At 68.6% G+C, this 24,186-nt stretch carries 36 protein-coding genes; 2 read left to right on the forward strand and 34 right to left on the reverse strand.

Annotation, left to right across the window (positions count from 1 at the left end):
- Window positions 1–53: 53 nt before the first annotated feature.
- Window positions 54–1,070, forward strand: coding sequence for a hypothetical protein (locus ACFYUZ_RS08490; RefSeq protein ID WP_389307141.1), 1,017 nt, complete (start codon window positions 54–56; stop codon window positions 1,068–1,070).
- Here ACFYUZ_RS08490 and truA read toward each other — a convergent pair.
- The 33 genes from truA to ACFYUZ_RS08655 form a co-directional block, all read right to left on the reverse strand.
- Complete coding sequence (truA, locus tag ACFYUZ_RS08495) at window positions 1,041–1,898, reverse strand: tRNA pseudouridine(38-40) synthase TruA (RefSeq protein ID WP_389307143.1); 858 nt, start codon at window positions 1,896–1,898, stop codon at window positions 1,041–1,043. The genes ACFYUZ_RS08490 and truA overlap by 30 nt on opposite strands.
- 82 nt (window positions 1,899–1,980) lie before the next feature.
- A complete protein-coding gene (gene rplQ, locus ACFYUZ_RS08500; RefSeq protein ID WP_123454693.1) occupies window positions 1,981–2,451 on the reverse strand; it encodes a 50S ribosomal protein L17 in 471 nt (156 codons plus the stop codon).
- A 180-nt stretch (window positions 2,452–2,631) separates the two neighbouring features.
- Window positions 2,632–3,654 (reverse strand): DNA-directed RNA polymerase subunit alpha, encoded by a 1,023-nt coding sequence (locus ACFYUZ_RS08505; protein WP_004946635.1) that lies wholly within the window; start codon window positions 3,652–3,654, stop codon window positions 2,632–2,634.
- Window positions 3,655–3,779: 125 nt separating this feature from the next.
- The gene (gene rpsK, locus ACFYUZ_RS08510) at window positions 3,780–4,184 is read right to left on the reverse strand and encodes a 30S ribosomal protein S11 (protein ID WP_003956432.1); all 405 of its coding nucleotides are present in this window, start codon (window positions 4,182–4,184) and stop codon (window positions 3,780–3,782) included.
- Between the two features lie 66 nt (window positions 4,185–4,250).
- Window positions 4,251–4,631 carry a 30S ribosomal protein S13 gene (gene rpsM / locus ACFYUZ_RS08515; protein ID WP_015035595.1) on the reverse strand — a complete coding sequence of 127 codons (381 nt, stop codon included), beginning with the start codon at window positions 4,629–4,631 and terminating at the stop codon, window positions 4,251–4,253.
- 191 nt (window positions 4,632–4,822) lie between these two features.
- Window positions 4,823–4,936 carry a 50S ribosomal protein L36 gene (gene rpmJ, locus ACFYUZ_RS08520; RefSeq protein WP_003956441.1) on the reverse strand — a complete coding sequence of 38 codons (114 nt, stop codon included), beginning with the start codon at window positions 4,934–4,936 and terminating at the stop codon, window positions 4,823–4,825.
- 61 nt (window positions 4,937–4,997) lie between these two features.
- Window positions 4,998–5,219 carry a translation initiation factor IF-1 gene (gene infA, locus ACFYUZ_RS08525; RefSeq protein ID WP_003956442.1) on the reverse strand — a complete coding sequence of 74 codons (222 nt, stop codon included), beginning with the start codon at window positions 5,217–5,219 and terminating at the stop codon, window positions 4,998–5,000.
- A gap of 194 nt (window positions 5,220–5,413) precedes the next feature.
- Window positions 5,414–6,265: a type I methionyl aminopeptidase gene (gene map, locus ACFYUZ_RS08530; protein ID WP_030687801.1), complete on the reverse strand. Its 852-nt coding sequence runs from the start codon at window positions 6,263–6,265 to the stop codon at window positions 5,414–5,416.
- 97 nt (window positions 6,266–6,362) lie between these two features.
- Window positions 6,363–7,010 (reverse strand): adenylate kinase, encoded by a 648-nt coding sequence (locus tag ACFYUZ_RS08535; RefSeq protein WP_190157449.1) that lies wholly within the window; start codon window positions 7,008–7,010, stop codon window positions 6,363–6,365.
- A complete protein-coding gene (gene secY / locus ACFYUZ_RS08540; RefSeq protein ID WP_123454685.1) occupies window positions 7,010–8,329 on the reverse strand; it encodes a preprotein translocase subunit SecY in 1,320 nt (439 codons plus the stop codon). Before secY ends, ACFYUZ_RS08535 begins: the two co-directional genes overlap by 1 nt.
- Window positions 8,330–8,900: 571 nt before the next feature.
- Entirely contained in the window at window positions 8,901–9,356 is a 456-nt protein-coding gene (rplO, locus tag ACFYUZ_RS08545) for a 50S ribosomal protein L15 (RefSeq protein WP_030209011.1), read from the reverse strand.
- Between the two features lies 1 nt (window position 9,357).
- Window positions 9,358–9,540, reverse strand: coding sequence for a 50S ribosomal protein L30 (gene rpmD, locus ACFYUZ_RS08550; RefSeq protein WP_041130781.1), 183 nt, complete (start codon window positions 9,538–9,540; stop codon window positions 9,358–9,360).
- Window positions 9,540–10,142 carry a 30S ribosomal protein S5 gene (gene rpsE / locus ACFYUZ_RS08555; RefSeq protein WP_007265914.1) on the reverse strand — a complete coding sequence of 201 codons (603 nt, stop codon included), beginning with the start codon at window positions 10,140–10,142 and terminating at the stop codon, window positions 9,540–9,542. Before rpsE ends, rpmD begins: the two co-directional genes overlap by 1 nt.
- A 45-nt stretch (window positions 10,143–10,187) precedes the next feature.
- The gene (gene rplR, locus ACFYUZ_RS08560; protein WP_030687809.1) at window positions 10,188–10,571 is read right to left on the reverse strand and encodes a 50S ribosomal protein L18; all 384 of its coding nucleotides are present in this window, start codon (window positions 10,569–10,571) and stop codon (window positions 10,188–10,190) included.
- Between the two features lie 3 nt (window positions 10,572–10,574).
- Complete coding sequence (gene rplF / locus ACFYUZ_RS08565; protein ID WP_086827576.1) at window positions 10,575–11,114, reverse strand: 50S ribosomal protein L6; 540 nt, start codon at window positions 11,112–11,114, stop codon at window positions 10,575–10,577.
- Between the two features lie 21 nt (window positions 11,115–11,135).
- Window positions 11,136–11,534 carry a 30S ribosomal protein S8 gene (gene rpsH, locus ACFYUZ_RS08570; protein WP_041130779.1) on the reverse strand — a complete coding sequence of 133 codons (399 nt, stop codon included), beginning with the start codon at window positions 11,532–11,534 and terminating at the stop codon, window positions 11,136–11,138.
- Between the two features lie 208 nt (window positions 11,535–11,742).
- Window positions 11,743–11,928, reverse strand: a complete 186-nt coding sequence (locus ACFYUZ_RS08575) for a type Z 30S ribosomal protein S14 (RefSeq protein ID WP_003948630.1) — start codon at window positions 11,926–11,928, stop codon at window positions 11,743–11,745.
- Window positions 11,929–11,933: 5 nt separating this feature from the next.
- The gene (gene rplE / locus ACFYUZ_RS08580) at window positions 11,934–12,491 is read right to left on the reverse strand and encodes a 50S ribosomal protein L5 (RefSeq protein ID WP_351657769.1); all 558 of its coding nucleotides are present in this window, start codon (window positions 12,489–12,491) and stop codon (window positions 11,934–11,936) included.
- The gene (gene rplX / locus ACFYUZ_RS08585) at window positions 12,488–12,799 is read right to left on the reverse strand and encodes a 50S ribosomal protein L24 (RefSeq protein ID WP_041130777.1); all 312 of its coding nucleotides are present in this window, start codon (window positions 12,797–12,799) and stop codon (window positions 12,488–12,490) included. Before rplX ends, rplE begins: the two co-directional genes overlap by 4 nt.
- 2 nt (window positions 12,800–12,801) lie before the next feature.
- Window positions 12,802–13,170: a 50S ribosomal protein L14 gene (gene rplN, locus ACFYUZ_RS08590; protein ID WP_003956455.1), complete on the reverse strand. Its 369-nt coding sequence runs from the start codon at window positions 13,168–13,170 to the stop codon at window positions 12,802–12,804.
- Between the two features lie 97 nt (window positions 13,171–13,267).
- A complete protein-coding gene (gene rpsQ / locus ACFYUZ_RS08595; protein ID WP_123454679.1) occupies window positions 13,268–13,549 on the reverse strand; it encodes a 30S ribosomal protein S17 in 282 nt (93 codons plus the stop codon).
- Window positions 13,549–13,773, reverse strand: coding sequence for a 50S ribosomal protein L29 (gene rpmC, locus ACFYUZ_RS08600; RefSeq protein ID WP_017239580.1), 225 nt, complete (start codon window positions 13,771–13,773; stop codon window positions 13,549–13,551). Before rpmC ends, rpsQ begins: the two co-directional genes overlap by 1 nt.
- Window positions 13,773–14,192, reverse strand: coding sequence for a 50S ribosomal protein L16 (gene rplP, locus ACFYUZ_RS08605; RefSeq protein WP_017239579.1), 420 nt, complete (start codon window positions 14,190–14,192; stop codon window positions 13,773–13,775). Before rplP ends, rpmC begins: the two co-directional genes overlap by 1 nt.
- Before the next feature lie 5 nt (window positions 14,193–14,197).
- Window positions 14,198–15,034, reverse strand: a complete 837-nt coding sequence (gene rpsC, locus ACFYUZ_RS08610; protein ID WP_123454677.1) for a 30S ribosomal protein S3 — start codon at window positions 15,032–15,034, stop codon at window positions 14,198–14,200.
- Entirely contained in the window at window positions 15,034–15,381 is a 348-nt protein-coding gene (gene rplV / locus ACFYUZ_RS08615) for a 50S ribosomal protein L22 (RefSeq protein WP_031012097.1), read from the reverse strand. Before rplV ends, rpsC begins: the two co-directional genes overlap by 1 nt.
- A 42-nt stretch (window positions 15,382–15,423) precedes the next feature.
- A complete protein-coding gene (gene rpsS / locus ACFYUZ_RS08620; protein ID WP_015035577.1) occupies window positions 15,424–15,705 on the reverse strand; it encodes a 30S ribosomal protein S19 in 282 nt (93 codons plus the stop codon).
- 12 nt (window positions 15,706–15,717) lie between these two features.
- Window positions 15,718–16,554: a 50S ribosomal protein L2 gene (rplB, locus tag ACFYUZ_RS08625; RefSeq protein ID WP_030208986.1), complete on the reverse strand. Its 837-nt coding sequence runs from the start codon at window positions 16,552–16,554 to the stop codon at window positions 15,718–15,720.
- A 40-nt stretch (window positions 16,555–16,594) separates the two neighbouring features.
- A complete protein-coding gene (rplW, locus tag ACFYUZ_RS08630; RefSeq protein ID WP_041130775.1) occupies window positions 16,595–16,918 on the reverse strand; it encodes a 50S ribosomal protein L23 in 324 nt (107 codons plus the stop codon).
- The gene (gene rplD, locus ACFYUZ_RS08635; protein ID WP_123454675.1) at window positions 16,918–17,568 is read right to left on the reverse strand and encodes a 50S ribosomal protein L4; all 651 of its coding nucleotides are present in this window, start codon (window positions 17,566–17,568) and stop codon (window positions 16,918–16,920) included. Before rplD ends, rplW begins: the two co-directional genes overlap by 1 nt.
- A 7-nt stretch (window positions 17,569–17,575) precedes the next feature.
- Window positions 17,576–18,220, reverse strand: coding sequence for a 50S ribosomal protein L3 (gene rplC / locus ACFYUZ_RS08640; protein WP_030687820.1), 645 nt, complete (start codon window positions 18,218–18,220; stop codon window positions 17,576–17,578).
- A gap of 13 nt (window positions 18,221–18,233) precedes the next feature.
- Window positions 18,234–18,542: a 30S ribosomal protein S10 gene (gene rpsJ, locus ACFYUZ_RS08645; RefSeq protein WP_003948644.1), complete on the reverse strand. Its 309-nt coding sequence runs from the start codon at window positions 18,540–18,542 to the stop codon at window positions 18,234–18,236.
- 443 nt (window positions 18,543–18,985) lie between these two features.
- Complete coding sequence (locus ACFYUZ_RS08650; protein ID WP_389307144.1) at window positions 18,986–20,227, reverse strand: RNA polymerase sigma factor; 1,242 nt, start codon at window positions 20,225–20,227, stop codon at window positions 18,986–18,988.
- Window positions 20,224–20,586, reverse strand: coding sequence for a YciI family protein (locus ACFYUZ_RS08655; RefSeq protein ID WP_030687822.1), 363 nt, complete (start codon window positions 20,584–20,586; stop codon window positions 20,224–20,226). The genes ACFYUZ_RS08650 and ACFYUZ_RS08655 overlap by 4 nt, the downstream gene beginning before the upstream one ends.
- 178 nt (window positions 20,587–20,764) lie before the next feature.
- Here ACFYUZ_RS08655 and ACFYUZ_RS08660 point away from each other — a divergent pair, with 178 nt between their 5' ends.
- Window positions 20,765–22,759 carry a PIG-L family deacetylase gene (locus tag ACFYUZ_RS08660; protein ID WP_389307145.1) on the forward strand — a complete coding sequence of 665 codons (1,995 nt, stop codon included), beginning with the start codon at window positions 20,765–20,767 and terminating at the stop codon, window positions 22,757–22,759.
- Window positions 22,760–22,852: 93 nt separating this feature from the next.
- Here the strand turns inward: ACFYUZ_RS08660 and tuf are convergent, their stop codons facing one another.
- On the reverse strand, window positions 22,853–24,046 hold the full coding sequence (gene tuf / locus ACFYUZ_RS08665; RefSeq protein WP_093874538.1) for an elongation factor Tu: 1,194 nt from the start codon (window positions 24,044–24,046) through the stop codon (window positions 22,853–22,855).
- Between the last annotated feature and the right edge of the window lie 140 nt (window positions 24,047–24,186).

A 24,186-nucleotide genomic window follows, 5' to 3' on the forward strand; every position in this document is an offset into this window, starting at 1 on the left:
ATGCATTGTCACCGCCCGCTGGGGCCCCGCCCAACCGGTTTAGGATGCGCGGCATGAGCTTTGGGGGACCGCAGTGGCCGCAGGAGCCGCAGCAGCAGGGGCAGCAGGGGTACGGACAGCAGCCCGGGTACGGACAGCAGGGGCAGGGACAGCAGCAGGGGGCCGGCAACGGGTACGGCTACCCGCAGCCCCAGCAGCAGGGCGGTGGGTACGGGTACCCGCACCCTCAGCAGCCGGCGCGGCCGAACCCGTTCCCGGGCGCGCAGGGCAGCGGTGAGACGCCCGACTGGAGCGCCCTGGCCGACGCCTCGGCCTCGCGCGGCCGCCGCAAGCGCCTCCTGATGATCGCCGGCGGGGTCCTCGCCACGGTGGCCGTGGGCGCGATCGTGGCGACCGCCATCGTGAGCACCAACAAGAAGAACGACGAGGCCAAGAACGGCCCGGTCCCCACCGGCACGGTCTCCTCCACCGGCACGCCGACGCCCGAGCCGACCTTCTCGTCGGTGGCGCCGCCGCCCCCGCCGAACCCGAAGGACTACATCTCGGACCCGAAGAAGGACAAGGCCCCGCTCACCGCCGAGGGCCTCTTCCCGGGCAAGAAGATGAGCATGAACGGCCGCGCGTACAAGAAGGGCGCGACCTCGGCGACGGCGAACTGCGCGGCCGTCACCCAGGGCGGCCTCGGCGGCGTCCTGAAGCGGAACGGCTGCCAGCGGGTGCTGCGCGCGACCTATGTGAAGGACGGCGTGGCCATCACCGTCGGCGTCGCCGTCTTCCCGTCCGAGGCGGCGGCCCAGAAGGCGAAGGACCAGGCCACCGGCGGCGTCGCCCCCCTCACGGGCGCGGGCGTGGGTGACTTCTGCCACGCCACGGTCTGCCTGCGCCGCTCCAACGCGATCGGCCGGTACGCGTACTTCACCCAGGGCGGCTTCACCAGCGGCAAGAAGGTCACCAAGGCCGACAGGCCCGTCTTCCAGGCCAGCGACGACCTCGGCACCTTCGCCTTCAACCAGATCTACGCCCGGGGCCGCGCCCAGGCCTCAGCAGCAGCCGGCGCTCCCGGGGAGTGACCGCTTGTTGCGGGCCTCCCGGCTACGGGCGGCGAGCAGCGCGTCCTCCGGGTAGCCGACCTCTTCGAGGGTGAGGCCGTGCGGCCGCACGACGTGCACGGCCGAGTCACGGACGCCGGCGGCGAGCACCTTGCCGGGCCAGTCGACCGGCCGGTGGCCGTCGCCGACGAAGAGCAGGGCGCCGACGAGCGAGCGGACCATGTTGTGGCAGAAGGCGTCCGCCTTGACGGTCGCCTCCAGGATCCCGTCCTCGCGCCGCTCCCAGCGCAGCACCTGGAGCGTGCGGATGGTGGTGGCGCCCTCGCGCTTCTTGCAGTACGCGGCGAAGTCGTGCTCGCCGACGAGCGCGGTGGCGGCCTCGTTCATGGCGTCCATGTCGAGGGTCCAGTCGTGCCACAGCACGTGTCCGCGGAGCAGCGGGTCCACGCCGCCGGGGTTGTCGGTGACGCGGTAGGCGTAGCGGCGCCAGACGGCGGAGAACCGGGCGTTGAAGCCCGCGGGGGCCTCGGCGAGGGACCACACCCGCACGTCGTGGGAGAGCCGCCCGGCGAGCCGCCGGAGCAGCTTGTCGCGGTGCTCCTCCCACACCTCCGCGGGCAGGTCGACGTGGGCGACCTGGCCGCGCGCGTGCACGCCGGCGTCGGTCCGGCCGGCGACGGTCAGCTCGTACGTCTCCTTGGACCGGGTGACGGTCCGCAGGGCGTCCTCGATCTCTCCCTGCACGGTCCGCTGTCCCTGGGCCTGCTTGGCCCAGCCGGAGAAGTCCTTGCCGTCGTACGAGAGGTCCAGCCGAACCCGTACGAAACCGTCCTGCACGTCATCGCTCACGCGGAGATCCTCTCAAACACACGGGAACGGGCCCGCACCCCAGGGGGTACGGGCCCGCTCACGAGAAACGTCGGCGGAACGCTTACGCGTCCTTCGCCTCGTCCTCGGTCGCCTCGACGGCGGCGGCCTCGTCGGCCTCCTTGACGGCGCGCTTGGTGGCGGCCTCGGCCTCGGCGACGGTCGCCTTCTTGGCGATCTCGCCCTCGACCAGCTCGATCACGGCCATCGGGGCGTTGTCGCCACGACGGTTGCCGATCTTGGTGATGCGGGTGTAGCCACCCGGGCGCTCCGAGTAGCGCGGGGCGATCTCGGTGAAGAGCGTGTGGACGACGCCCTTGTCCGTGATCGACTGCAGCACCAGGCGACGGTTGTGGATGTCGCCCTTCTTCGCCTTGGTGATCAGGCGCTCGGCGACCGGACGCAGGCGACGGGCCTTGGCCTCGGTCGTGGTGATGCGGCCGTGCTCGAAGAGCGACTTCGCCAGGTTGGCGAGGAGCAGCTTCTCGTGCGCGGCGGAACCGCCGAGGCGGGCACCCTTCGCGGGACGCGGCATGGTGTTTCTCCTTGTGATCTGCACCGGCCGTATGAGGTACCGATGTCAGTGTCCGAGCGGGCGGATACCCGTCGGAGATCCGGGAGCAGCCCCGAAGGGGCGCTCCCGGAGGGGCGCGGGGAACTGTGCGACGAGGCACGGCGCACCCGCGCCCGAGTACGGACCGTCAGGCCCGAGCTCTTAGTACTGCTCGGTCTCCACGAAGCCCGCGTCCGCGTCGTCGTCGGCGCCGAAGGCGTCCGCCGCGGCGGTCGGGTCGAATCCGGGCGGCGAGTCCTTCAGCGCGAGGCCCATACCGGCCAGCTTCGCCTTGACCTCGTCGATCGACTTCGCACCGAAGTTGCGGATGTCGAGCAGGTCGGCCTCGGAGCGGGCGACGAGCTCACCCACGGAGTGGATGCCCTCACGCTTGAGGCAGTTGTACGAACGAACGGTGAGCTCGAGCTCCTCGATCGGCAGCGCCAGGTCGGCGGCGAGGGCGGCGTCCGTCGGGGACGGGCCCATGTCGATGCCCTCGGCGTCGATGTTGAGCTCGCGCGCCAGACCGAACAGCTCGACCAGGGTCTTGCCGGCGGACGCCATGGCGTCACGCGGGCGCATGGCCTGCTTGGTCTCGACGTCGACGATGAGCTTGTCGAAGTCGGTGCGCTGCTCGACTCGGGTCGCCTCGACCTTGTAGGTGACCTTGAGGACCGGCGAGTAGATCGAGTCGACCGGGATGCGGCCGATCTCCTGGCCGACCTGCTTGTTCTGGACGGCGGAGACGTAGCCGCGACCGCGCTCGACGGTCAGCTCCATCTCCAGCTTGCCCTTGGCGTTCAGGGTCGCCAGAACGAGGTCGGGGTTGTGCACCTCGACACCGGCCGGGGGCGCGATGTCGGCGGCGGTGACCAGACCCGGGCCCTGCTTGCGCAGGTACATCACGACCGGCTCGTCGTGCTCCGAGGAGACGACCAGCTGCTTGATGTTCAGGATGAGGTCGGTGACGTCCTCCTTGACGCCCGGCACGGTGGTGAACTCGTGCAGGACGCCGTCGATGCGGATGCTGGTGACAGCGGCACCCGGGATCGAGGAGAGGAGGGTACGGCGGAGGGAGTTGCCGAGGGTGTAGCCGAAGCCCGGCTCCAGCGGCTCGATGACGAACCGGGAGCGGAACTCGTCGACGACCTCTTCGGTCAGCGACGGACGCTGAGCGATAAGCATGTCTGTGTTTCCTTCAGTCGTGGACGCCCACTATTTGACGCCCGACAGGTACTACAAGGGTACGGGCGGTACGCCCCAAAAGAGGGGCGCACCGCCCGAAAGCCCAGGTCAAGCAGCCGAAAGCGTCAGACGCGGCGGCGCTTGGGGGGACGGCAGCCGTTGTGCGGCGTGGGGGTGACGTCCTGGATCGAACCGACCTCGAGGCCCGTGGCCTGGAGGGAGCGGATCGCGGTCTCACGGCCGGAGCCGGGACCCTTGACGAAGACGTCGACCTTGCGCATGCCGTGCTCCTGCGCGCGGCGGGCGGCCGACTCGGCGGCCATCTGCGCGGCGAAGGGGGTGGACTTGCGCGAGCCCTTGAAGCCGACGTGGCCGGCGGAGGCCCAGGAGATCACGTTGCCGGACGGGTCCGTGATCGAGACGATCGTGTTGTTGAACGTGCTCTTGATGTGCGCGTGGCCGTGAGCGACGTTCTTCTTTTCCTTGCGGCGCACCTTCTTGGCAGCGCCCTGACGACCCTTGGGGGGCATCTCTTACTCCTACGGGAGGTGGTCGGTCCTACAGCGAAGACCGCTTGGTCAAGCGTCCGCTGAGGACTACTTCTTGCCCGGCTTCTTCTTGCCGGCGATGGCGCGACGCGGGCCCTTGCGGGTACGGGCGTTCGTGCTGGTGCGCTGACCGCGGACGGGCAGGCCACGACGGTGACGCAGGCCCTGGTAGCAGCCGATCTCGACCTTGCGGCGGATGTCGGCGGCGATCTCGCGGCGGAGGTCACCCTCGGTCTGGAGGTTGGCGTCCACGTACTCGCGGATCTTGACGAGGTCTTCCTCGGCGAGGTCGCGGACACGGGTGGACGGGTTCACGCCGGTCGCGGCGAGAATCTCCTCGGACCGGGTACGCCCGATGCCGAAGACGTAGGTGAGTGCGACCACCACACGCTTTTCGCGCGGGATGTCAACACCGGAAACGCGTGCCATTCAATGGCTCCTGTGTTCTCGGGGGTCTGCTGCAGAACCGTTCCCGGCTGCCGTATGAGGTACAGGTCGGGTCCCCGGCCCCCGCCGGAGGTGCCGTCAACCGTTCGAGAACGGCCCGACGGGCTCTGCGTATGTACGTGTTGCTATGCGTCGCGCGAAGAACTGCGAAGTTGCAGGTCGGTCGGCGTGCGTCAGCCCTGGCGCTGCTTGTGGCGCAGGTTGTCGCAGATGACCATGACCCGGCCGTGACGGCGGATCACCTTGCACTTGTCGCAGATCTTCTTGACGCTCGGCTTGACCTTCATGGGATGTGAGGTTCTCCGGGTCAGTGCCACCACCCGCGCGGAAGGCGGGTGCGGGCAAGATCTACTTGTACCGGTAGACGATCCGGCCACGCGTCAGGTCGTACGGAGAGAGCTCCACGACGACCCGGTCGTCCGGGAGGATTCGGATGTAGTGCATCCGCATCTTGCCGGAGATGTGCGCGAGGACCTTGTGACCGTTCTGGAGCTCCACCTTGAACATGGCGTTCGGGAGGGACTCGATCACGGTGCCCTCGATTTCGATGGCACCTTGCTTCTTGGCCACGCTTCGCCTTTCGAATCGGCTACCTTGATCGACTCTCGCCGCCGTGTGCAGGCACACGGGTACACGAGAGCCGACGCATCAGTCTACGTCAGGCACCAGGAAAAGACGAATCGGGAAGTCTGCCCACCGTAGAAGATCCCTATTCCTGACGCATCCCTCGCGGACTCGGCTGCGGCCGGCCGCCAGGTCCCTCGCTACGCCAGCGGGTCCGGCGCCGCCGTGACGCCCAGCTCCGCCAGCTTCGCCTTGCCGCCGTCCACGGCCGTGAGGACCAGGGGGCCCTCCTCCGTCAGGGCGATGGAGTGCTCCCAGTGGGAGGACCAGGTGCCGTCGGTCGTGATGACCGTCCAGTCGTCCTCCAGGACCTCCGTGCGCGGGGTGCCCAGGGAGACCATCGGCTCGATCGCCAGGCAGAGGCCGGGGACCAGCTTCGGGCCCTTGCCGCGCTTGCGGGAGACGTAGTTCAGCAGGTGTGGGTCCATGTGCATCTCGGTGCCGATGCCGTGGCCGCCGTAGTCCTCGATGATGCCGTAGCGGCCCAGGCTGTGGTCGCCCACGGCCGGCCGCGGCTGCCGCTTGATGTACGTCTCGATCGCCTTCGAGATGTCCACCAGCCGGTTGCCGAGCTTCATCGCCGCGATGCCCGCCCACATCGACTCCTCGGTCACCCGGGAGAGCTCGACCAGCTCCGGGGCGTGACCGGTGCCGACGAAGGCGGTGTACGCCGCGTCGCCGTGCCAGCCGTCCACGATCGCGCCGCAGTCGATCGAGATGATGTCGCCGTCCTTGAGGACGGTCTTCTCGTCGGGGATGCCGTGGACGACGACCTCGTTGACCGAGGTGCAGATCGTCGCGGGGAAGCCGCCGTACCCGAGGAAGTTCGACTTCGCCCCGTGGTCGGCGATGACCTTCCGCGCGACCTCGTCGAGGTCCTTCGTCGTGGCGCCCGGCACGGCCGCCTCGCGGGTCGCCGCGTGGATGGCGGCGACGACCAGCCCCGCCTCGCGCATCTTCGCGATCTGCTCGGGGGTCTTGATCTGCACCATCGTGGCCGCGGCCTTTCCATCGAGTACGGGGAACAGAACAACGATACGGCCGCGACGCCCCCGAGGGGCACCGCGGCCGTATCGAACGAACCAGGGGTTACTTCTTGAGCGCGGCCATCGCCTTGGCGGTGACCTCGTCCACCTTGCCGAGCGCCGAGATCGTCTCGACCAGGTTCTGCGCCCGGTAGTAGTCGATGATCGGCTCGGTCTCCGTGTGGTAGACCGACAGGCGCTTGCGGACGGTCTCCTCCGTGTCGTCGTCGCGCTGGTACAGCTCGCCGCCGCAGACGTCGCAGACGCCCTCGGTCTTCGGAGCGTTGTACGTCACGTGGAACACGTGCGAGGAGTCCTTGCGGCAGATGCGGCGACCCGCGATCCGCTTCACGACCTCGTCCTCGGGGACCTCGAGGTCCAGGACCGCGTCCAGCTCGATGCCGTCGGCCTTGAGGAACGCGTCCAGAGCCTGGGCCTGGGCCACGTTCCGCGGGAACCCGTCGAGCAGGAAGCCGCCCTCGGCGTCCGCCTGGCGCATGCGGTCCTCGGCCATCCCGATCGTCACGGAGTCCGGCACGAGCTGGCCGGCCTTCATGTACGACTGCGCCTCTACGCCCAGCGGCGTGCCCTGCGAGATGTTGGCACGGAACAGGTCGCCCGTAGAGATGTGCGGGATGCCCAGGTTCTTGGCGAGGTACGCGGCCTGCGTGCCCTTGCCCGCACCGGGCGGTCCGACGAGGACGATTCGCATCAGCGGAGGAACCCTTCGTAATTGCGCTGCTGGAGCTGGCTCTCGATCTGCTTCACGGTCTCCAGCCCCACACCCACGATGATGAGGATGCTCGTCCCGCCGAAGGGGAAGTTGGAATTGGCCCCACCGAAGCCTGCCAACGCCATCGTCGGCACAAGAGCGATCAGACCCAAGTACAGCGAGCCCGGCCAAGTGATCCGGTTGAGCACGTAGCTCAGGTACTCGGCAGTAGGTCGACCAGCCCGGATACCCGGGATGAAGCCACCATACTTCTTCATGTTGTCCGCAACTTCCTCGGGGTTGAACGAGATCGCCACGTAGAAGAAGGCGAAGAACACGATCAGGAGGAAGTACGCGGCGATGTAGTAGGGGTGGTCACCCTTGACGAAGTGGGCTTCGATCCAGGTCTTCCAGCCCGCGGTGCTGTTCGAGAACTGCGCGATCAAGGCCGGGATGTAGAGCAGCGACGACGCGAAGATGACAGGAATCACACCGGCCTGGTTCACCTTCAAAGGGATGTAAGTGGACGTACCGCCGTACGACCTGCGGCCGATCATGCGCTTCGCGTACTGGACCGGGATGCGTCGCTGGGCCTGCTCGACGAAGACCACGAGGGCCACCATCACGAAGCCGATGAGGATGACGACGCCGAACTCGATCCAGCCCTGGGCGAGCTTGCCGCTCTTCTTGATGGCCCACAGGGCGCCCGGGAAGCCGGCCGCGATCGAGATGAACATCAGGATCGACATGCCGTTGCCGATGCCGCGGTCCGTGATCAGCTCACCGAGCCACATGACGACACCGGTGCCCGCGGTCATGGTGATGACCATCGTGGCGATGGTGAAGATCGACTGGTCGGGCACGACCTGGTCGGCGACGATGCAGCCGCTGAAGAGCGCACCGCTCTTGGCGGTCGCGACGAGACCGGTGCCCTGGAGGATGGCGAGGGCCACGGTCAGGTACCGGGTGTACTGCGTGATCTTGGCAGTACCGGCCTGACCCTCCTTCTTGAGGGCTTCGAGGCGCGGGATCACGACGGTCAGCAGCTGCAGGATGATGCTCGCCGTGATGTACGGCATGATGCCGAGCGCGAAGATGGTGATCTGCAGCAGCGCTCCGCCACTGAACATGTTGACCAGGCCGAACAGGCTGTTGTTGCCCTCGCTGGCCTGCTTGACACACTGCTGGACGGCCTCATAGCTGACGCCGGGGACCGGGATGTGGGCCCCGAGGCGGTACAGCACGATGATGCCGAGCGTGAAGAGCAGCTTCTTGCGCAGGTCGGGCGTCTTGAACGCCCGGGCGAACGCGGTGAGCACGGTGCCTCCTGCGACCCCCGCGCTATGCGTCAAGGGTGACGGTCTTGAGGTTCGACGATTGGTTATCGGTCATCAATCCCGTGCGGGCATACCGCACGGAGTTTAGACAGTGCACGCCACCTTACCGGCGACCATGCCCCCCTAGGAACGACCAACCGGGGATGCACCTTTTGGGAGGCGCTCCCGGCCGGGAGCCGCCCTCCCGGTCCCGGGCGCACGACCTCGGTCGGACGCCCGTTCCGGGTCGACCGGGGGTGACGGCGGGACACCCACCGTTACCACTTCCGGGGGAACGGCCGCGAGGACGTCGTCCACCGTCGCGACCGCGGTGGGCGCCGTGGGCACCGTGGGCGCCGTCGGCCGGGCCGAGCCCGGGGAGACGGTTCCACCGGCCGCCGGCCGGTCCGTGACGACGTCCTCGTGGACGACGACCGCCGCCGCCCGCTCCGGGCCCGCCCCGGGGCCCGGGGACCCGCGCCGGCCGCGGCCCGGTCCCCTCGGCACACGAAAGAAGCCCGGCCGGCTCCCCCGTGGGGGAACCGGCCGGGCTTCTTCAGCTGTCGACCGAAGCTCAGACGAGCTCGGTGACGGTGCCGCCGGCGGCGGCGATCTTCTCCTTGGCGGAGCCGGAGACGGCGTCGACCGTCACCTGCAGCGCCACGGAGACCTCGCCCTGGCCCAGGACCTTGACGAGCTGGTTCTTGCGAACGGCACCCTTGGCGACCAGATCGGCCACCGTGACCTCGCCACCCTGCGGGTAGAGCGCGGCCAGCTTGTCCAGGTTCACGACCTGGTACTCGGTGCGGAAGGGGTTCTTGAAGCCCTTCAGCTTCGGAAGACGCATGTGGAGGGGCATCTGGCCACCCTCGAAGCGCTCCGGAACCTGGTAACGGGCCTTCGTACCCTTCGTACCACGACCGGCCGTCTTACCCTTCGACGCCTCACCACGACCGACACGGGTCTTGGCGGTCTTGGCGCCGGGGGCCGGACGGAGGTTGTGGGCCTTCAGCGGGTTGTTCTCCGCCATGTCAGTCAACCTCCTCGACCGTCACGAGGTGGCGGACGGTGTGCACCATGCCGCGGAACTCGGGGCGGTCCTCCTTGACAACCACGTCACCCAGGCGCTTGAGGCCCAGGGAACGGAGGGTGTCGCGGTGGTTCTGCTTGCTGCCGATGTACGACTTCGTCTGCGTGACCTTGAGGCGAGCCATTACACACCCGCCCCAGCACGCGCACGGAGCAGAGCCGCGGGAGCGACGTCCTCGAGGGGCAGACCACGGCGAGCCGCGATCTCCTCGGGACGCTGCAGGCCCTTCAGGGCCTCCACGGTCGCGTGCACGATGTTGATCGCGTTGTCGGAGCCGAGCGACTTCGACAGGATGTCGTGAACGCCGGCGCACTCCAGGACGGCGCGCACCGGGCCACCGGCGATAACACCGGTACCGGGGGAAGCAGGCTTCAGCAGGACAACGCCGGCCGCCTTCTCGCCCTGGATCGGGTGCGGGATGGTGCCCTGGATGCGGGGAACCTTGAAGAAGTTCTTCTTGGCTTCCTCGACGCCCTTGGCGATGGCCGCGGGAACTTCCTTGGCCTTGCCGTAACCGACACCTACGGTGCCGTCACCGTCACCCACCACGACGAGCGCGGTGAAGCTGAAGCGACGACCACCCTTGACAACCTTGGCGACGCGGTTGATCGCGACAACGCGCTCAACGTACGCGGTCTTCTCGGCGGCAGCGCCACCGTCGCGACCCTTCCGGTCCCGCCGCTCGCCGCCACCGGCACCGCTGCCGCGGCGCTGGGGTCCAGCCATTGGATTACCTCTCTCTGTTACGTCCGTTAGTCCCGGAACCGGGGCTTAGAACTTCAGCCCGGCTTCGCGGGCGGCGTCAGCCAGAGCGGCAATGCGCCCGGCGTACCTGTTGCCACCACGGTCGAACACGACAGCCTCGACGCCGGCGGCCTTGGCGCGCTCGGCGACCAGGGCGCCGACCTGCTTGGCCTGCGCGGACTTGTCACCCTCGCCGCCGCGGATCGACGCGTCCAGGGTCGACGCCGACGCAAGGGTGTGGCCCTTGAGGTCGTCGATGACCTGAGCGGTGATACCGCGGTTGGAACGCGTCACGACGAGGCGCGGACGCTCCGCCGTACCCGACACGTTCTTGCGGATGCGGATGTGGCGGCGCTTCTTGGCGGCGCCCTTGTAGGCGTCGCCCTTGGCGATCTTCACACCGTATGCCATGGCTTACTTACCAGCCTTTCCGACCTTGCGGCGGATGACCTCGCCCGCGTACTTCACGCCCTTGGCCTTGTAGGGGTCGGGCTTGCGAAGCTTGCGGATGTTGGCGGCGACCTCGCCGACCTTCTGCTTGTCGATGCCCTCGACCGAGAACTTGGTCGGCGACTCGACCTTGAACGAGATGCCCTCGGGCGCCTCGACCAGGATCGGGTGGCTGTAGCCGAGCTGGAACTCCAGAGCGGAGCCCTTCGCGGCCACGCGGTAACCGACACCGCTGATCTCGAGTGCCTTCACGTACCCCTGGGTCACACCGGTGATCATGTTGGCCACCAGCGTGCGGGACAGGCCGTGCAGGGCCTTGTTCTGACGCTCGTCGTTCGGACGGTTGACGTTGAGCACGCCATCCTCGCCCTTAACGATCTCGATCGGCGCGGCGACGGTGTGGGTCAGGGTGCCCTTGGAACCCTTGACCGTGACCGTGCGGCCCTCGATGGTGACGTCCACGCCGGCGGGAACCGTGATGGGGAGCTTGCCAATACGCGACATTAGCTATTCCTCCGTTCCCGACTACCAGACGTAGGCGAGGACTTCCCCACCCACGCCCTTCTTCTGCGCCTGCTGGCCGGTCAGGAGACCGTGGGACGTGGAGATGATCGCCACGCCCAGGCCGCCGAGGACCTTCGGCAGGTTGGTGGACTTTGCGTAAACCCGGAGGCCCGGCTTCGAGATCCGCTTGATGCCCGCGATGGAGCGCTCACGGTTCGGACCGAACTTGAGGTCGAGCACGAGGTTCTTGCCGACCTCGGCGTCCTCGACCTTCCAGCCCGTGATGAAGCCCTCCTGCTGGAGGATTTCCGCGATGTGAGACTTGATCTTGCTGTGCGGCATCGTCACGGAGTCGTGGTATGCCGAGTTCGCGTTACGCAGACGAGTCAGCATGTCCGCGATCGGATCAGTCATGGTCATGAATTGGCCTTCGGCCTCTCTCGCCGGGGTTTCCTGTATGCGCCATCCCTCTCCCCACACAGGGGCGGGACGGGTGCGGCGCGGGGACCTACGGCGTAGTAAGTCGTACGGGCGGCGGACGCCCAACCCCACAAGCCTAAGGCATGCGGGGGTGGGCCTCCGCCGACCCAATGCTTACCGAGAGACTCCGGTCATCCCAACTAAGGGACTACCAGGAGCTCTTGGTCACGCCCGGCAGCTCGCCACGGTGAGCCATCTCACGAAGGCACACGCGGCACAGGCCGAACTTGCGGTACACGGAGTGGGGACGACCACAGCGCTGGCAGCGCGTGTAGCCACGCACGCCGAACTTGGGCTTGCGGGCAGCCTTCGCGATGAGAGCCTTCTTCGCCATCTCGCTTACGCCTCCTTGAACGGGAAGCCGAGGTGACGCAGAAGGGCACGGCCCTCGTCGTCGTTGGTCGCCGTGGTCACCACGGTGATGTCCATACCCCGGACACGGTCGATCTTGTCCTGGTCGATCTCGTGGAACATGACCTGCTCCGTGAGACCGAAGGTGTAGTTGCCACGGCCGTCGAACTGCTTGGGGGACAGGCCGCGGAAGTCGCGGATGCGCGGGAGCGCGAGCGACAGGGTGCGGTCCAGGAACTCCCACATGCGGTCGCCACGGAGGGTGACGTGCGCACCGATCGGCTGGCCCTCACGCAGCTTGAACTGCGCGATGGACTTGCGAGCCTTGGTGATCGCCGGCTTCTGGCCGGTGATCGTGGTGAGGTCACGGACGGCACCGTCCATGAGCTTCGAGTCACGGGCGGCGTCGCCGACACCCATGTTGACCACGATCTTCACGAGGCCGGGGATCTGCATGACGTTCTCGTACTTGAACTCGTCACGCAGCTTGCCCGCGATCTCCTCGCGGTACTTCGTCTTGAGACGCGGAGTGGTGGTAGCCATCAGATGTCCTCACCCGTCCGCTTGGCAACGCGGATCTTGTTGCCCTCGTCGTCGAAGCGGTAACCGACACGCGTGACGACCTTCTTGCCGTCCTTCTCCACGACCAGCTGGACGTTGGAGACGTGGACCGGAGCCTCGGTCGTCACGATGCCGCCGGCCTGCGAGGGACCGGCCTTGGTGTGCTTCTTGACCCGGTTGACACCCTCGACCAGGACGCGGTTCTCGGCGGGGAAGGCCGTGATGACCTTGCCCTGCTTGCCCTTGTCCTTACCGGTGATGACCTGGACCAGGTCGCCCTTCTTGATCTTCATGCTTACAGCACCTCCGGCGCGAGCGAGATGATCTTCATGAACTTCTTCTCGCGCAGCTCACGGCCGACCGGGCCGAAGATACGGGTGCCACGAGGGTCGCCGTCGTTCTTGAGAATGACAGCGGCGTTCTCGTCGAAGCGGATGTACGAGCCGTCCTGGCGGCGGCGCTCCTTGACGGTGCGAACGATGACCGCCTTGACGACGTCACCCTTCTTCACGTTGCCACCGGGGATCGCGTCCTTGACGGTGGCGACGATGACGTCACCGATGCCCGCGTAGCGGCGACCCGAGCCACCGAGAACACGGATGCAAAGGATCTCCTTGGCACCAGTGTTGTCGGCGACACGCAGTCGCGACTCCTGCTGGATCACGTCTATCTCCTGATTGTCTGCCGGTTCCCGGCCGGGGCTTCAGAGGAAGCCCCGGCCGAGCCTGGCGGAACTGACTCGCGGGAAACCCCGCGAGTGATTACTTGGCCTTCTCGAGGATCTCGACGACGCGCCAGTGCTTCGTGGCGGACAGCTTCCGGGTCTCCATCAGGAGGACGCGGTCGCCGATGCCGGCAGCGTTCTGCTCGTCGTGAGCCTTGAGCTTGTTCGTACGGCGGATGACCTTGCCGTACAGCGCGTGCTTGACGCGGTCCTCGACAGCGACGACGACGGTCTTGTCCATCTTGTCGCTGACGACGAGGCCCTCACGGACCTTGCGGGCGTTGCGCTCGGTCTTCTCAGTCACGTTGTTCTCGCTCATCAGGCGTTCTCCACCGTCTCGATGCCCAGCTCACGCTCGCGCATCAGGGTGTAGATCCGGGCGATGTCCTTACGGACGGACTTGAGCCGACCGTGGTTCTCGAGCTGACCGGTCGCCGCCTGGAAGCGGAGGTTGAACAGCTCTTCCTTGGCCTCGCGGAGCTTGTTGAGAAGCTCCTCGTTGCCCAGCTCGCGCAGCTCGGACGCCTTGGTACCGGCCGACATCACAGCTCACCTGCTTCGCGCTTCACGATCTTGCACTTCATCGGCAGCTTGTGGGCCGCACGGGTCAGGGCCTCGCGCGCGATCTTCTCGTTCGGGTAGGACAGTTCGAACATCACCCGACCCGGCTTGACGTTCGCGATCCACCACTCCGGAGAACCCTTACCGGAACCCATGCGGGTCTCGGCGGGCTTCTTCGTCAGCGGGCGGTCCGGGTAGATGTTGATCCAGACCTTGCCGCCACGCTTGATGTGGCGGGTCATCGCGATACGAGCCGCCTCGATCTGGCGGTTGGTCACGTACGCCGGCGTGAGGGCCTGAATGCCGTACTCGCCGAACGCGACCTGCGTACCACCCTTGCTCGCGCCGGAGCGCTTCGGGTGGTGCTGCTTGCGGTGCTTGACCCTACGGGGGATCAGCATGTCGGTCAGGCCTCCGTTCCGGTGCTCTCAGCCGGAGCAGCGGCGGCAGCCTCGGCCTTGGGGGCCTCGGCGGCCGGAGCCGACTGCTGCGGCTTGCGGCCGCGGCCGCCACGCTCGCCACCGCGGCCACGACCGGCCGGGCGGTCGCCGGCGCCGGCGCCACGGGCCGGGCGGTTACCCGCACGGGCAGCGGCGTTCTCGGCGCGGACCTCGGCGATGTTCTTGACGTCGCCCTTGTAGATCCAGACCTTCACGCCGATGCGGCCGAAGGTGGTCTTGGCCTCGAAGAAGCCGTAGTCGACGTTCGCGCGGAGCGTGTGCAGGGGCACGCGGCCCTCGCGGTAGAACTCCGAGCGGGACATCTCGGCGCCGCCGAGACGACCGCCGCACTGGATCTTGATGCCCTTGGCGCCGGCCTTCATCGTGCCCTGCATGCTCTTGCGCATGGCACGACGGAAGGAGACGCGGGAGGAGAGCTGCTCGGCAACGGCCTGGGCGACCAGCTGGGCGTCCATCTCGGGGTTCTTGACCTCGAGGATGTTCAGCTGGACCTGCTTGCCCGTGAGCTTCTCGAGGTCGCCGCGGATGCGGTCGGCCTCGGCGCCACGGCGGCCGATGACGATGCCCGGACGGGCGGTGTGGATGTCCACACGCACGCGGTCACGGGTGCGCTCGATCTCGACCTTCGAGATGCCGGCGCGCTCCATGCCGGACGTCATCATCCGACGGATGGCGACGTCTTCCTTGACGTAGTCCTTGTACAGCTTGTCGGCGTACCAGCGGGACTTGAAGTCCGTGGTGATGCCGAGCCGGAACCCATGCGGGTTAACCTTCTGGCCCATTACCGGGTTCCTTCCTTGCTGCTGACGACCACGGTGATGTGGCTGGTCCGCTTACGGATCCGGTAGGCACGGCCCTGGGCACGCGGACGGAACCGCTTCAGGGTCGGGCCCTCATCGACGAACGCCTCGCTGATGTACAGCGAAGAGGCGTCCGTGTGGTCGTAGTTGTGCGCGGCGTTGGCGATGGCGCTGTCCAGCACCTTGCCAACCGGCACGCTCGCGGCCTGCGGGGCGAAACGCAGGACCGCCTGAGCCTCCGTGGCGTCCATGCCACGGATAAGGTCCACCACGCGGCGGGCCTTCATGGGCGTGACGCGGATGTACCGCGCCTGGGCCCTGGCTTCCATGGTTGTCCTTCCAGTGTCTGTCATGGTCATTCCACCCCGCTGTTAGCGGCGCTTCGACTTCCGGTCGTCCTTCACGTGACCCCGGAAGGTGCGCGTCGGCGAGAACTCGCCGAGCTTGTGGCCGACCATCGACTCGGTGACAAACACCGGAATGTGGGTCTTGCCGTTGTGCACCGCGATCGTGTGGCCGAGCATGGCCGGGATGATCATCGAGCGACGGGACCAGGTCTTGATGACGTTCTTGGTACCGGCTTCGTTCTGGGCGTCCACCTTCTTGACGAGGTGGCCGTCGACGAAGGGTCCCTTCTTGAGACTGCGCGGCATCTAAACCCGCTCCTAGCGCTTCTTGTTCGTCTTGCGGCGGCGGACGATGTACTTGTTCGAAGCCTTCTTCGGCGAACGAGTACGACCCTCCTTCTGACCCCACGGGGAGACCGGGTGGCGACCACCGGAGGTCTTGCCCTCACCACCACCGTGCGGGTGGTCGACCGGGTTCATCGCCACACCGCGGACGGTCGGGCGAACGCCCAGCCAGCGCTTGCGGCCGGCCTTGCCCCAGTTGATGTTCGACTGCTCGGCGTTGCCGACCTCGCCGATGGTGGCGCGGCAGCGGGCGTCGACGAGACGGATCTCACCGGACGGCATGCGGAGGTGGGCCATCGTGCCCTCCTTCGCCAGCAGCTGCACGGAGGCACCGGCCGAGCGGGCGAACTTGGCGCCGCCACCGGGACGGAGCTCGATCGCGTGGATCGTGGTACCGACCGGGATGTTGCGGAGCGCCAGGTTGTTGCCGGGCTTGATGTCCGCGCCCGGGCCGTTCTCGACGCGGTCGCCCTGGGTCAGACCCTTGGGGGCGATGATGTAGCGCTTCTCGCCGTCCACGTAGTGGAGGAGCGCGATGCGCGCGGTGCGGTTGGGGTCGTACTCGATGTGAGCGACCTTGGCCGGCACGCCGTCCTTGTCGTGACGACGGAAGTCGATCACACGGTAGGCGCGCTTGTGGCCACCGCCCTGGTGGCGGACGGTCACACGACCGGTGTTGTTACGGCCGCCCTTGCTGTGCAGGGGGCGGACCAGCGACTTCTCCGGCGTGGACCGCGTGATCTCGACGAAGTCGGCTACGGAGGAGCCACGACGGCCCGGCGTAGTCGGCTTGTACTTGCGGATTCCCATTTCTCAGTCCTCGTCCGATTCCGGACGATCCAGACCGCCGTTAGGCGGTCGGACCGCCGAAGATGTCGATACGGTTGCCCTCGGCAAGGGTCACGATGGCGCGCTTGGTGTTGGCGCGCTTACCGAAACCGGTGCGGGTGCGCTTGCGCTTGCCCTGCCGGTTGATCGTGTTGACCCCGGTGACCTTGACCGAGAAGACCGCCTCGACGGCCTGCTTGATCTGGGTCTTGTTGGAGCCAGGCGCGACGATGAACGTGTACTTGTTCTCGTCCAGCAGGGCGTAGCTCTTCTCCGAGACGACCGGCTTGACGAGAATGTCGCGCGGGTCCGAGAAGGTCTTGCTGGTGACGACGGCCTCAGTCATCAGGCGTCGCTCCCTTCGGTCTCAGCGGTCTGGGGGCCAGACACGAAGGACTCGAGGGCGGCCTGGGTGAAGACCACGTCGTCGGAGACGATCACGTCGTACGTGTTGAGCTGGCCCGGCTCCAGGATGTGCACCTGGGGCAGGTTACGAGCGGACAGCCACGCGGCCTCGTCGGAGCGCTCGGCGACCAGGAGCAGGTTCTTGCGCTCCGAGATCTTGCCGAACAGCGTCTTGGCGGCCTTGGTGGAGATCTCACCCTCGACCACGCCGGTGACGACGTGGATGCGGGAGTGGTTCGCCCGGTCCGACAGGGCACCGCGGAGGGCGGCGGCCTTCATCTTCTTCGGGGTCCGCTGCGAGTAGTCACGCGGCACGGGACCGTGCACGACGCCACCACCGGCGAACTGCGGGGCGCGGGTCGAACCCTGACGGGCGCGGCCGGTGCCCTTCTGGCGGTAAGGCTTCTTGCCACCACCGCGGACTTCGCCACGGGTCTTGGTCTTGTGCGTGCCCTGACGGGCCGCGGCCAGCTGCGCGACGACGACCTGGTGGATCAGCGGGACGCTGACCTTGGCGCCGAAGATCTCCTCGGGGAGCTCGACGGTCCCGGCCTTGTCGCCAGACGGCGAAAGGATGTCAATGGTGCTCATCGGTTCCTCAAACCCCCTTGGCCGCGGTGCGGACCAGGACGAGGCCACCGTTGGGGCCGGGGACGGCGCCCTTGATGAGCAGCAGACCCTTCTCGGCGTCAACGGCGTGGACGGTCAGGTTCTGGGTGGTCACACGCTCGTTGCCCATGCGACCGGCCATGCGCATGCCCTTGAAGACACGGCCCGGGGTGGCGCAGCCACCGATCGAACCGGGCTTGCGGTGCACGCGGTGGGCACCGTGCGAGGCCTTGCCACCACGGAAGTTGTGGCGCTTCATCGCACCGGCGAAGCCCTTGCCCTTGCTCTTGCCGGTGACGTCGACCTTCACGCCGGCCTCGAAGACCTCGGCGGTGATCTCCTGGCCGAGCGTGTACTCGGAGGCGTCAGCGGTGCGGAGCTCCACCAGGTGGCGGCGCGGGGTGACGTCGGCCTTGGCGAAGTGACCCTTGAGGGGCTTGTTCACCTTGCGCGGGTCGATCTCGCCGAAGGCGATCTGGACCGACTCGTAGCCGTCGACGTCGTTCGTACGGACCTGGGTCACGACATTCGGGCCGGCCTTGACGACGGTCACCGGGACGACCCGGTTGTTCTCGTCCCAGACCTGCGTCATGCCGAGCTTCTCGCCCAGGATGCCCTTGATGTTCTTAGCCATCTCGCGCGTCACCTCAGAGCTTGATCTCGATGTCGACGCCCGCCGGCAGGTCGAGACGCATGAGCGAGTCAACCGTCTTCGGCGTGGGGTCGAGGATGTCGATGAGGCGCTTGTGCGTGCGCATCTCGAAGTGCTCGCGCGAGTCCTTGTACTTGTGCGGCGACTTGATGACGCAGTACACGTTCTTCTCAGTGGGCAGCGGCACCGGGCCCGCGACCGACGCACCAGTGCGGGTCACCGTCTCGACGATCTTCTTCGCCGAGGAGTCGATGACCTCGTGGTCGTAGGCCTTGAGCCGGATGCGGATCTTCTGTCCCGCCATGGCTACTAGTAGTCCTTTGTCTCGTAACGCTCTGGAACCCGGCGCGTTCGCGTTCTCCTCCGACCCACGCGGTCGGGCGTGTCGCGCTCCCTCTACGCAGAAATCCCTAGGGATCTCCCAACCAAGGGGGCGCGGTCGCCATGACCGCAGGCCGGGGGCGAAACACCCACCGGGCGCCTGGCCGGCACCCCGCTGACGCTTCCCAGAAGATTCCCGTACGTCCGCTCCTGAGAAGGAGCGACGAGTACTGTGGGACTCGCTTCCGGTCCTCCCGACGGGAGGCGCGCAGCATCGGCACTCAACCGAGCAACCCCGACAGTCTGCCATACGGGGCCATCCGGCCGCCAATCGGGGGCGAAGACTGTACCCCACGTCACGCACAGCCATGCGCCGGGGCGCATGCGCCTGTCGTACGCGCCCCCGCTCCCCCGTCCGCCGGGACCTCATCCCAGGCGCCGGGCCCGCTCCGTCAGATGCCGCCGCTCGGGCGCGCTCGTGGTGTGCCGGGCCGCCTCCCGGTAGGCGGCGGCCGCCCCCTCCTTCTCGCCGAGGAGTTCGAGGAGGTGCGCGCGGGTCGCCAGGAGGCGGTGGTTCCGGGCGAGCAGCCGGTCCGCCGCGAGGCCGTCGAGCAGCTCCAGACCCGCCTGCGGGCCGTGGACCATGGCGACCGCGACCGCGCGGTTGAGGGTGACCATCGGGTTCGGTCCGGTGCGCTCCAGGAGGTCGTACAGGGCGAGGATCTGCGGCCAGTCCGTGGCCTCGGCGGACGGGGCCTCGTCGTGCACGGCCGCGATCGCCGCCTGGAGCTGGTACGGCCCGACCCGGCCCAGCGGCAGGGTGCGGCCGAGGAGGTCCACGCCCTCGGCGATCAGCCCGCCGTCCCAGCTCCCCCGGTCCTGCTCCGCGAGCGGTACGAGCTCCCCGCGCGGGCCCGTGCGGGCCGGGCGGCGGGCGTCGGTGAGCAGCATCAGCGCGAGCAGGCCCGCCGTCTCGGCGTCGTCGGGGACCAGCCGGTGCAGCATCCGGGTCAGCCGGATCGCCTCCGTGGACAGCTCGGGCGCGGTGAGCGCGTCGCCGCCGCTGGCCGTGTAGCCCTCGTTGAAGACGAGGTAGAGCACGTGCCGCACCTCGGCGAGACGGGCGGTGCGGTCCTCGCCCTCGGGCAGCGCGAGCGACCAGCCGCCGGCCCTGATCGTCTGCTTGGCCCGGCTGATCCGCTGCGCCATGGTCGACTCGGGCACGAGGAAGGCGGCGGCGATCTGCGCGGTGGTGAGGCCGCCGACGGCCCGCAGGGTGAGCGCGATCCGGCTGGGCGGCGACAGGTCCGGGTGGCAGCAGAGGAAGAGCAGGGACAGGGAGTCGTCCCGGTCGGTGTCCGGGGCGTCGTCGGCGGCGCGCGCGAGGAGTTCGGCGTCCGGGGTGGCGAGCGCGACGGCGTCCTCCCGGCGCCGGCGGGCGGCCTCGGCGCGCACCAGGTCGACGAACCTCCGGCCGGCGACGGTCAGCAGCCAGCCGCGCGGGTTCTCGGGCACCCCCTCCTCGGGCCACTGCCGCGCGGCCGCGATCAGGGCCTCCTGCACGGCGTCCTCGCAGAGGTCGAAGGCGCCGTGGCGGCGGACGAGCGCGCCGAGGACCTGCGGCGCGTGGGTGCGCAGCAGGTCCTCGATCCCGTGCGTGCCGGTCACACGTCCGCCGCGGACTCGTGCAGGACCGGCCACAGCTCGACGGGGTCGACGTCCGCGAAGGGCATGTCGGCGGCGATCTCCTGGGCCCGCTCCAGGCTGTCGCAGTCGAGCAGGTAGAAGCTGGCGAGGTACTCCTTGGTCTCCAGGTAGGGGCCGTCGGTGACCGCGGGGGCGCCCCCCTCGCGCCGGACGAGCTGGGCGGCGGCCGCGTCGGCGAGGCCGTACGCGCCGATCAGCTCGCCGCTCTCCCGGTACCTGCGGTTGAAGGCCTCCTGCCGGGCGATCGCCTCGGGCCAGGCCTCGGCCGGGAAGGAGTCCCACTTGGCCTGGTTGCCGTAGATCATCGCGACGTACTTCATCTCGGGTGTCCTCCCCGTCCCGCCCGCCCCTGTGGCGCGCTGTCACCCTTCGGTCGTTGCCAGGATCGCGCTCTCGACATCCGGCCGCACCATTTCCAAGATCTTTTTTCGGAGATCTTCCCGAGGGCGCCGCCGGGGCACAACCCCACCGCTCGCACAACCGTCTTCCCGTGGACTGATGAGCGAAGGGGATCACGCCTTGCACACTCCACCCCGCCGGCGGACGGTTCTCGCCGCCGCCCTCGCGGTCACCGCGGCCGCCGCCGGGTGTTCCGTACCGGAGCCGCGCCGGACCGCGCCGACGGCCGATCCGGCGCCGGGCAGGCCGATCGCCTCCGTGCGGGCCCGGCGGGCGCTGCTCATGCAGTTCTCCGCGCACCCGGACGACGACCTGTACTTCATGAACCCGGACACGCAGCGGCTGCTCGACGCGGGCGTCCCGCTCGTCTCCGTGTACGTGACGGCCGGCGAGCACACCGGCCGGAACCGGATCGCGGGGATGCCGGAGACTCCCCCGGACCGGGCGGCCTACTCCTCCGCCCGCCACCAGGGCCTGCGGCAGTCGTACGCGGTGGCGCTCGGCCTCCCGGCGTTCACTCCGTGGCGCCGCGAGGTGCTGACGCTCCCCGGCGGCCGGCGGGCGGAGGCCGACACCCTCGTGCACGGCTCACGCCGGGTCGAGCTGGTCTTCCTCAACCTGCCGATGCACACCCACCGCCGCTACATGGCCGTGCCCGCGCTCTGGCAGGACCGGGCCCTGGAGCTGCGCACCCACCTGTCGGCCGGCTCCCCCGTCACCCGTGTCGACACCTACGACTACGACCAGCTGGTCGACGCCCTCGTCGCCCTGCTCCGCCGCCACCGGCCCACGGTCGTGCACACCCTGGACCCCGACCCCGACATCCAGCACAGCGACGAGGCGACCCGGCAGCGGGACTCCGAGCAGCCGGGGTACGCCGACCACGGGGACCACACGGCGGTCGCCTCCTTCACCTGGGCCGCGCTGTGCCGCTGGGTCACGGACGCGGTCCGGGACGGCGAGCCGGTCCCGGCCTTCACCACCACCGCCTTCCGCGGCTACTACAACCGCCACTGGCCCAAGAACCTCCCGCCCGCGGTCCTGGCGGAGAAGGCCGCCCGGCTCGTCCCGTACGGCGGCGCCCCGTCCTGGCCGTGCGGGAACCCCTCCGGCTGCGGCGACTACGGCGTCGGCGGCGACCGGCCGCTGACCAACCGCAAGGGCTGGGTGCGCTCCACGCACCACCGCTGGCCGGGCGCCGGCCCTGCCCTCGCCGGGGAACCGGACGGCCGGCTCGCGGCGTACGGGGTGCTGGGGCTGCGCGCCGTCCGCTGGCGGGAGACCGCGCCCGGCGTCTGGGGCGAGCCGGTGGACCTGGGCGGCGGCCCGCTCGCGCCCGCGCTCGGCTCGGCGGTGCTCGGCGACGGCCGGGTGCTGCTCCTCGGGGTGCGGTTCGCCGCGCTCGACGGGCACGGCGGGGCCAACCGGCGCGAGGTGGTGCTCCTGGAGCAGCGCTCCCCCGGCGGCGCCTTCCTGGCCTGGCGGGGCCTGGGGAACCCGGAGCGCGGGGACGACCGGGGCCGCCGGATCGGCGCCCCGGTGGCGGTGACGGCCCCCGACGGCCGGGTCCACCTCTTCGTGCGGAACGCGGACAAGGGCGTCTCGACGCGGGTCCGGACGGCGGACGGCTCCTGGTCCCCGTGGCGGCGGCTCCCCGGCGACGCGGAGGTCCAGGACGGTCTGGCCGTCTCGGCGGACGCGGCCGGACGGGTGCACGTGTACGCGGCGGGCCGGGACGCCGTGCGGCACTGGGTGGACGGGGTCCTCCAGCGGGCCGCGCTGCCGCTCTCCGGGTCCACGGTGGCGAGCGCGGACGGCGCGCTGTACCACCGGGCGCCGGCGTCCGCGCGGCTCACCGGCCCGGGCGGCGACGCCGGTCTCGACGGCTACGGGGACGTGGTCGCCGCGCGGTCGGCGGCGCTCGGGACCGTGCTGCTCGGCACGGACGGGAAGGGGCGGGTGGCGCTCAGGAGCGGCGGCCGGCTCCGTACGCGGAAGGGGGCGGCCGTCTCGACCGCGCTCCATCTGGACGCCCGCGGGGCGACGGTGGTGGGTCTGGGCGCGGACGCCCACCCGTGGAGCTGGCGGCCGTAGGGCCCCGGACACGCGAGAAGGCCCCGCACCTCTCGGTGCGGGGCCTTCCCTCACTGCTCAGCGGCTCTTACGAGCCACCAGGCCGGTTCAAGATCAGGCAGTGATCTTGACGACCTGGCCGGCGCCGACGGTCCGGCCACCCTCACGGATGGCGAACTTGAGGCCCTCCTCCATGGCGACGGGCTGGATCAGCTCGACGGACATGGCGGTGTTGTCGCCCGGCATGACCATCTCGGTGCCCTCGGGGAGGGTCACGACGCCGGTCACGTCCGTGGTACGGAAGTAGAACTGCGGGCGGTAGTTGTTGAAGAACGGGGTGTGACGGCCACCCTCGTCCTTCGACAGGATGTAGGCCTGGGCCTCGAACTTGGTGTGCGGCGTGACCGAGCCCGGCTTGATGATGACCTGGCCGCGCTCGACGTCCTCGCGCTTGATGCCACGGAGGAGCAGACCGACGTTCTCACCGGCCTGGCCCTCGTCGAGCAGCTTGCGGAACATCTCGATGCCGGTGACCGTGGTGGTGGTCTTCTCGGTCTTGATGCCGATGATGTCGACGGTCTCGTTGACCTTGAGGACACCACGCTCGATGCGACCGGTGACGACGGTGCCACGACCGGTGATCGTGAAGACGTCCTCGATCGGCATCAGGAACGGCTTGTCGACGTCACGCTCGGGCTGCGGGATGGACTCGTCGACGGCGTGCATGAGGCCGAGGAGCTTCTCGCCCCACTCCTTGTCGCCCTCGAGCGCCTTGAGCGCCGAGACGCGGACGACCGGCAGGTCGTCGCCCGGGAACTCGTACTCGGAGAGGAGCTCACGGACCTCGAGCTCGACGAGCTCCAGGATCTCCTCGTCGTCCACCATGTCGGCCTTGTTCAGGGCGACGACGATGTACGGAACGCCGACCTGGCGAGCAAGGAGGACGTGCTCCTTGGTCTGCGGCATCGGGCCGTCGGTGGCGGCGACCACGAGGATGGCGCCGTCCATCTGCGCGGCACCCGTGATCATGTTCTTGATGTAGTCAGCGTGACCGGGGCAGTCGACGTGCGCGTAGTGACGCGACTCCGTCTGGTACTCGACGTGCGCGATCGAGATGGTGATACCGCGCTGGCGCTCCTCGGGAGCCTTGTCGATCTGGTCGAAGGCCGAGGCCTCGTTCAGGTCCGGGTACGCGTCGTGCAGCACCTTGGTAATGGCGGCCGTGAGGGTCGTCTTACCGTGGTCGATGTGACCGATGGTGCCGATGTTGACGTGCGGCTTAGTCCGCTCGAACTTCGCCTTCGCCACTGGGGTCCTCCTGGAGTGGTTCTGAACGCCTTGCTTCATCGGCGCCAGGTGATCTTTGCTGGGATGCCAGTAAACCGGGGCCCGATCCCTCGGGTTTCGGGGGGCTGGGCCCCGGCGACTGGTGTCAAGCCTAAAGCGTG

It is taken from the genome of Streptomyces sp. NPDC004266 (assembly GCF_042874095.1).
Classification (GTDB): Bacteria; Actinomycetota; Actinomycetes; order Streptomycetales; family Streptomycetaceae; genus Streptomyces.

Coding starts and splice junctions, on each gene's coding strand:
- ACFYUZ_RS08490 (WP_389307141.1), top strand. CDS start 54: ATGAGCTTTGGGGGACCGCAGTGGCCGCAGGAGCCGCAGCAGCAGGGG.
- rplQ (WP_123454693.1), bottom strand. CDS start 2,451: ATGCCGCGTCCCGCGAAGGGTGCCCGCCTCGGCGGTTCCGCCGCGCAC.
- ACFYUZ_RS08505 (WP_004946635.1), bottom strand. CDS start 3,654: ATGCTTATCGCTCAGCGTCCGTCGCTGACCGAAGAGGTCGTCGACGAG.
- rpsK (WP_003956432.1), bottom strand. CDS start 4,184: ATGCCCCCCAAGGGTCGTCAGGGCGCTGCCAAGAAGGTGCGCCGCAAG.
- rpsM (WP_015035595.1), bottom strand. CDS start 4,631: ATGGCACGCGTTTCCGGTGTTGACATCCCGCGCGAAAAGCGTGTGGTG.
- rpmJ (WP_003956441.1), bottom strand. CDS start 4,936: ATGAAGGTCAAGCCGAGCGTCAAGAAGATCTGCGACAAGTGCAAGGTG.
- map (WP_030687801.1), bottom strand. CDS start 6,265: ATGGTGCAGATCAAGACCCCCGAGCAGATCGCGAAGATGCGCGAGGCG.
- ACFYUZ_RS08535 (WP_190157449.1), bottom strand. CDS start 7,010: ATGCGAATCGTCCTCGTCGGACCGCCCGGTGCGGGCAAGGGCACGCAG.
- rplO (WP_030209011.1), bottom strand. CDS start 9,356: ATGGCGGAGAACAACCCGCTGAAGGCCCACAACCTCCGTCCGGCCCCC.
- rpmD (WP_041130781.1), bottom strand. CDS start 9,540: ATGGCTCGCCTCAAGGTCACGCAGACGAAGTCGTACATCGGCAGCAAG.
- rpsE (WP_007265914.1), bottom strand. CDS start 10,142: ATGGCTGGACCCCAGCGCCGCGGCAGCGGTGCCGGTGGCGGCGAGCGG.
- rplR (WP_030687809.1), bottom strand. CDS start 10,571: ATGGCATACGGTGTGAAGATCGCCAAGGGCGACGCCTACAAGGGCGCC.
- rplF (WP_086827576.1), bottom strand. CDS start 11,114: ATGTCGCGTATTGGCAAGCTCCCCATCACGGTTCCCGCCGGCGTGGAC.
- rpsH (WP_041130779.1), bottom strand. CDS start 11,534: ATGACCATGACTGATCCGATCGCGGACATGCTGACTCGTCTGCGTAAC.
- ACFYUZ_RS08575 (WP_003948630.1), bottom strand. CDS start 11,928: ATGGCGAAGAAGGCTCTCATCGCGAAGGCTGCCCGCAAGCCCAAGTTC.
- rplX (WP_041130777.1), bottom strand. CDS start 12,799: ATGAAGATCAAGAAGGGCGACCTGGTCCAGGTCATCACCGGTAAGGAC.
- rpsQ (WP_123454679.1), bottom strand. CDS start 13,549: ATGAGCGAGAACAACGTGACTGAGAAGACCGAGCGCAACGCCCGCAAG.
- rpmC (WP_017239580.1), bottom strand. CDS start 13,773: ATGTCGGCCGGTACCAAGGCGTCCGAGCTGCGCGAGCTGGGCAACGAG.
- rplP (WP_017239579.1), bottom strand. CDS start 14,192: ATGCTGATCCCCCGTAGGGTCAAGCACCGCAAGCAGCACCACCCGAAG.
- rpsC (WP_123454677.1), bottom strand. CDS start 15,034: ATGGGCCAGAAGGTTAACCCGCATGGGTTCCGGCTCGGCATCACCACG.
- rplV (WP_031012097.1), bottom strand. CDS start 15,381: ATGGAAGCCAGGGCCCAGGCGCGGTACATCCGCGTCACGCCCATGAAG.
- rpsS (WP_015035577.1), bottom strand. CDS start 15,705: ATGCCGCGCAGTCTCAAGAAGGGACCCTTCGTCGACGGCCACCTCGTC.
- rplB (WP_030208986.1), bottom strand. CDS start 16,554: ATGGGAATCCGCAAGTACAAGCCGACTACGCCGGGCCGTCGTGGCTCC.
- rplW (WP_041130775.1), bottom strand. CDS start 16,918: ATGACTGAGGCCGTCGTCACCAGCAAGACCTTCTCGGACCCGCGCGAC.
- rplD (WP_123454675.1), bottom strand. CDS start 17,568: ATGAGCACCATTGACATCCTTTCGCCGTCTGGCGACAAGGCCGGGACC.
- rplC (WP_030687820.1), bottom strand. CDS start 18,220: ATGGCTAAGAACATCAAGGGCATCCTGGGCGAGAAGCTCGGCATGACG.
- rpsJ (WP_003948644.1), bottom strand. CDS start 18,542: ATGGCGGGACAGAAGATCCGCATCCGGCTCAAGGCCTACGACCACGAG.
- ACFYUZ_RS08655 (WP_030687822.1), bottom strand. CDS start 20,586: ATGAAGTACGTCGCGATGATCTACGGCAACCAGGCCAAGTGGGACTCC.
- ACFYUZ_RS08660 (WP_389307145.1), top strand. CDS start 20,765: ATGAGCGAAGGGGATCACGCCTTGCACACTCCACCCCGCCGGCGGACG.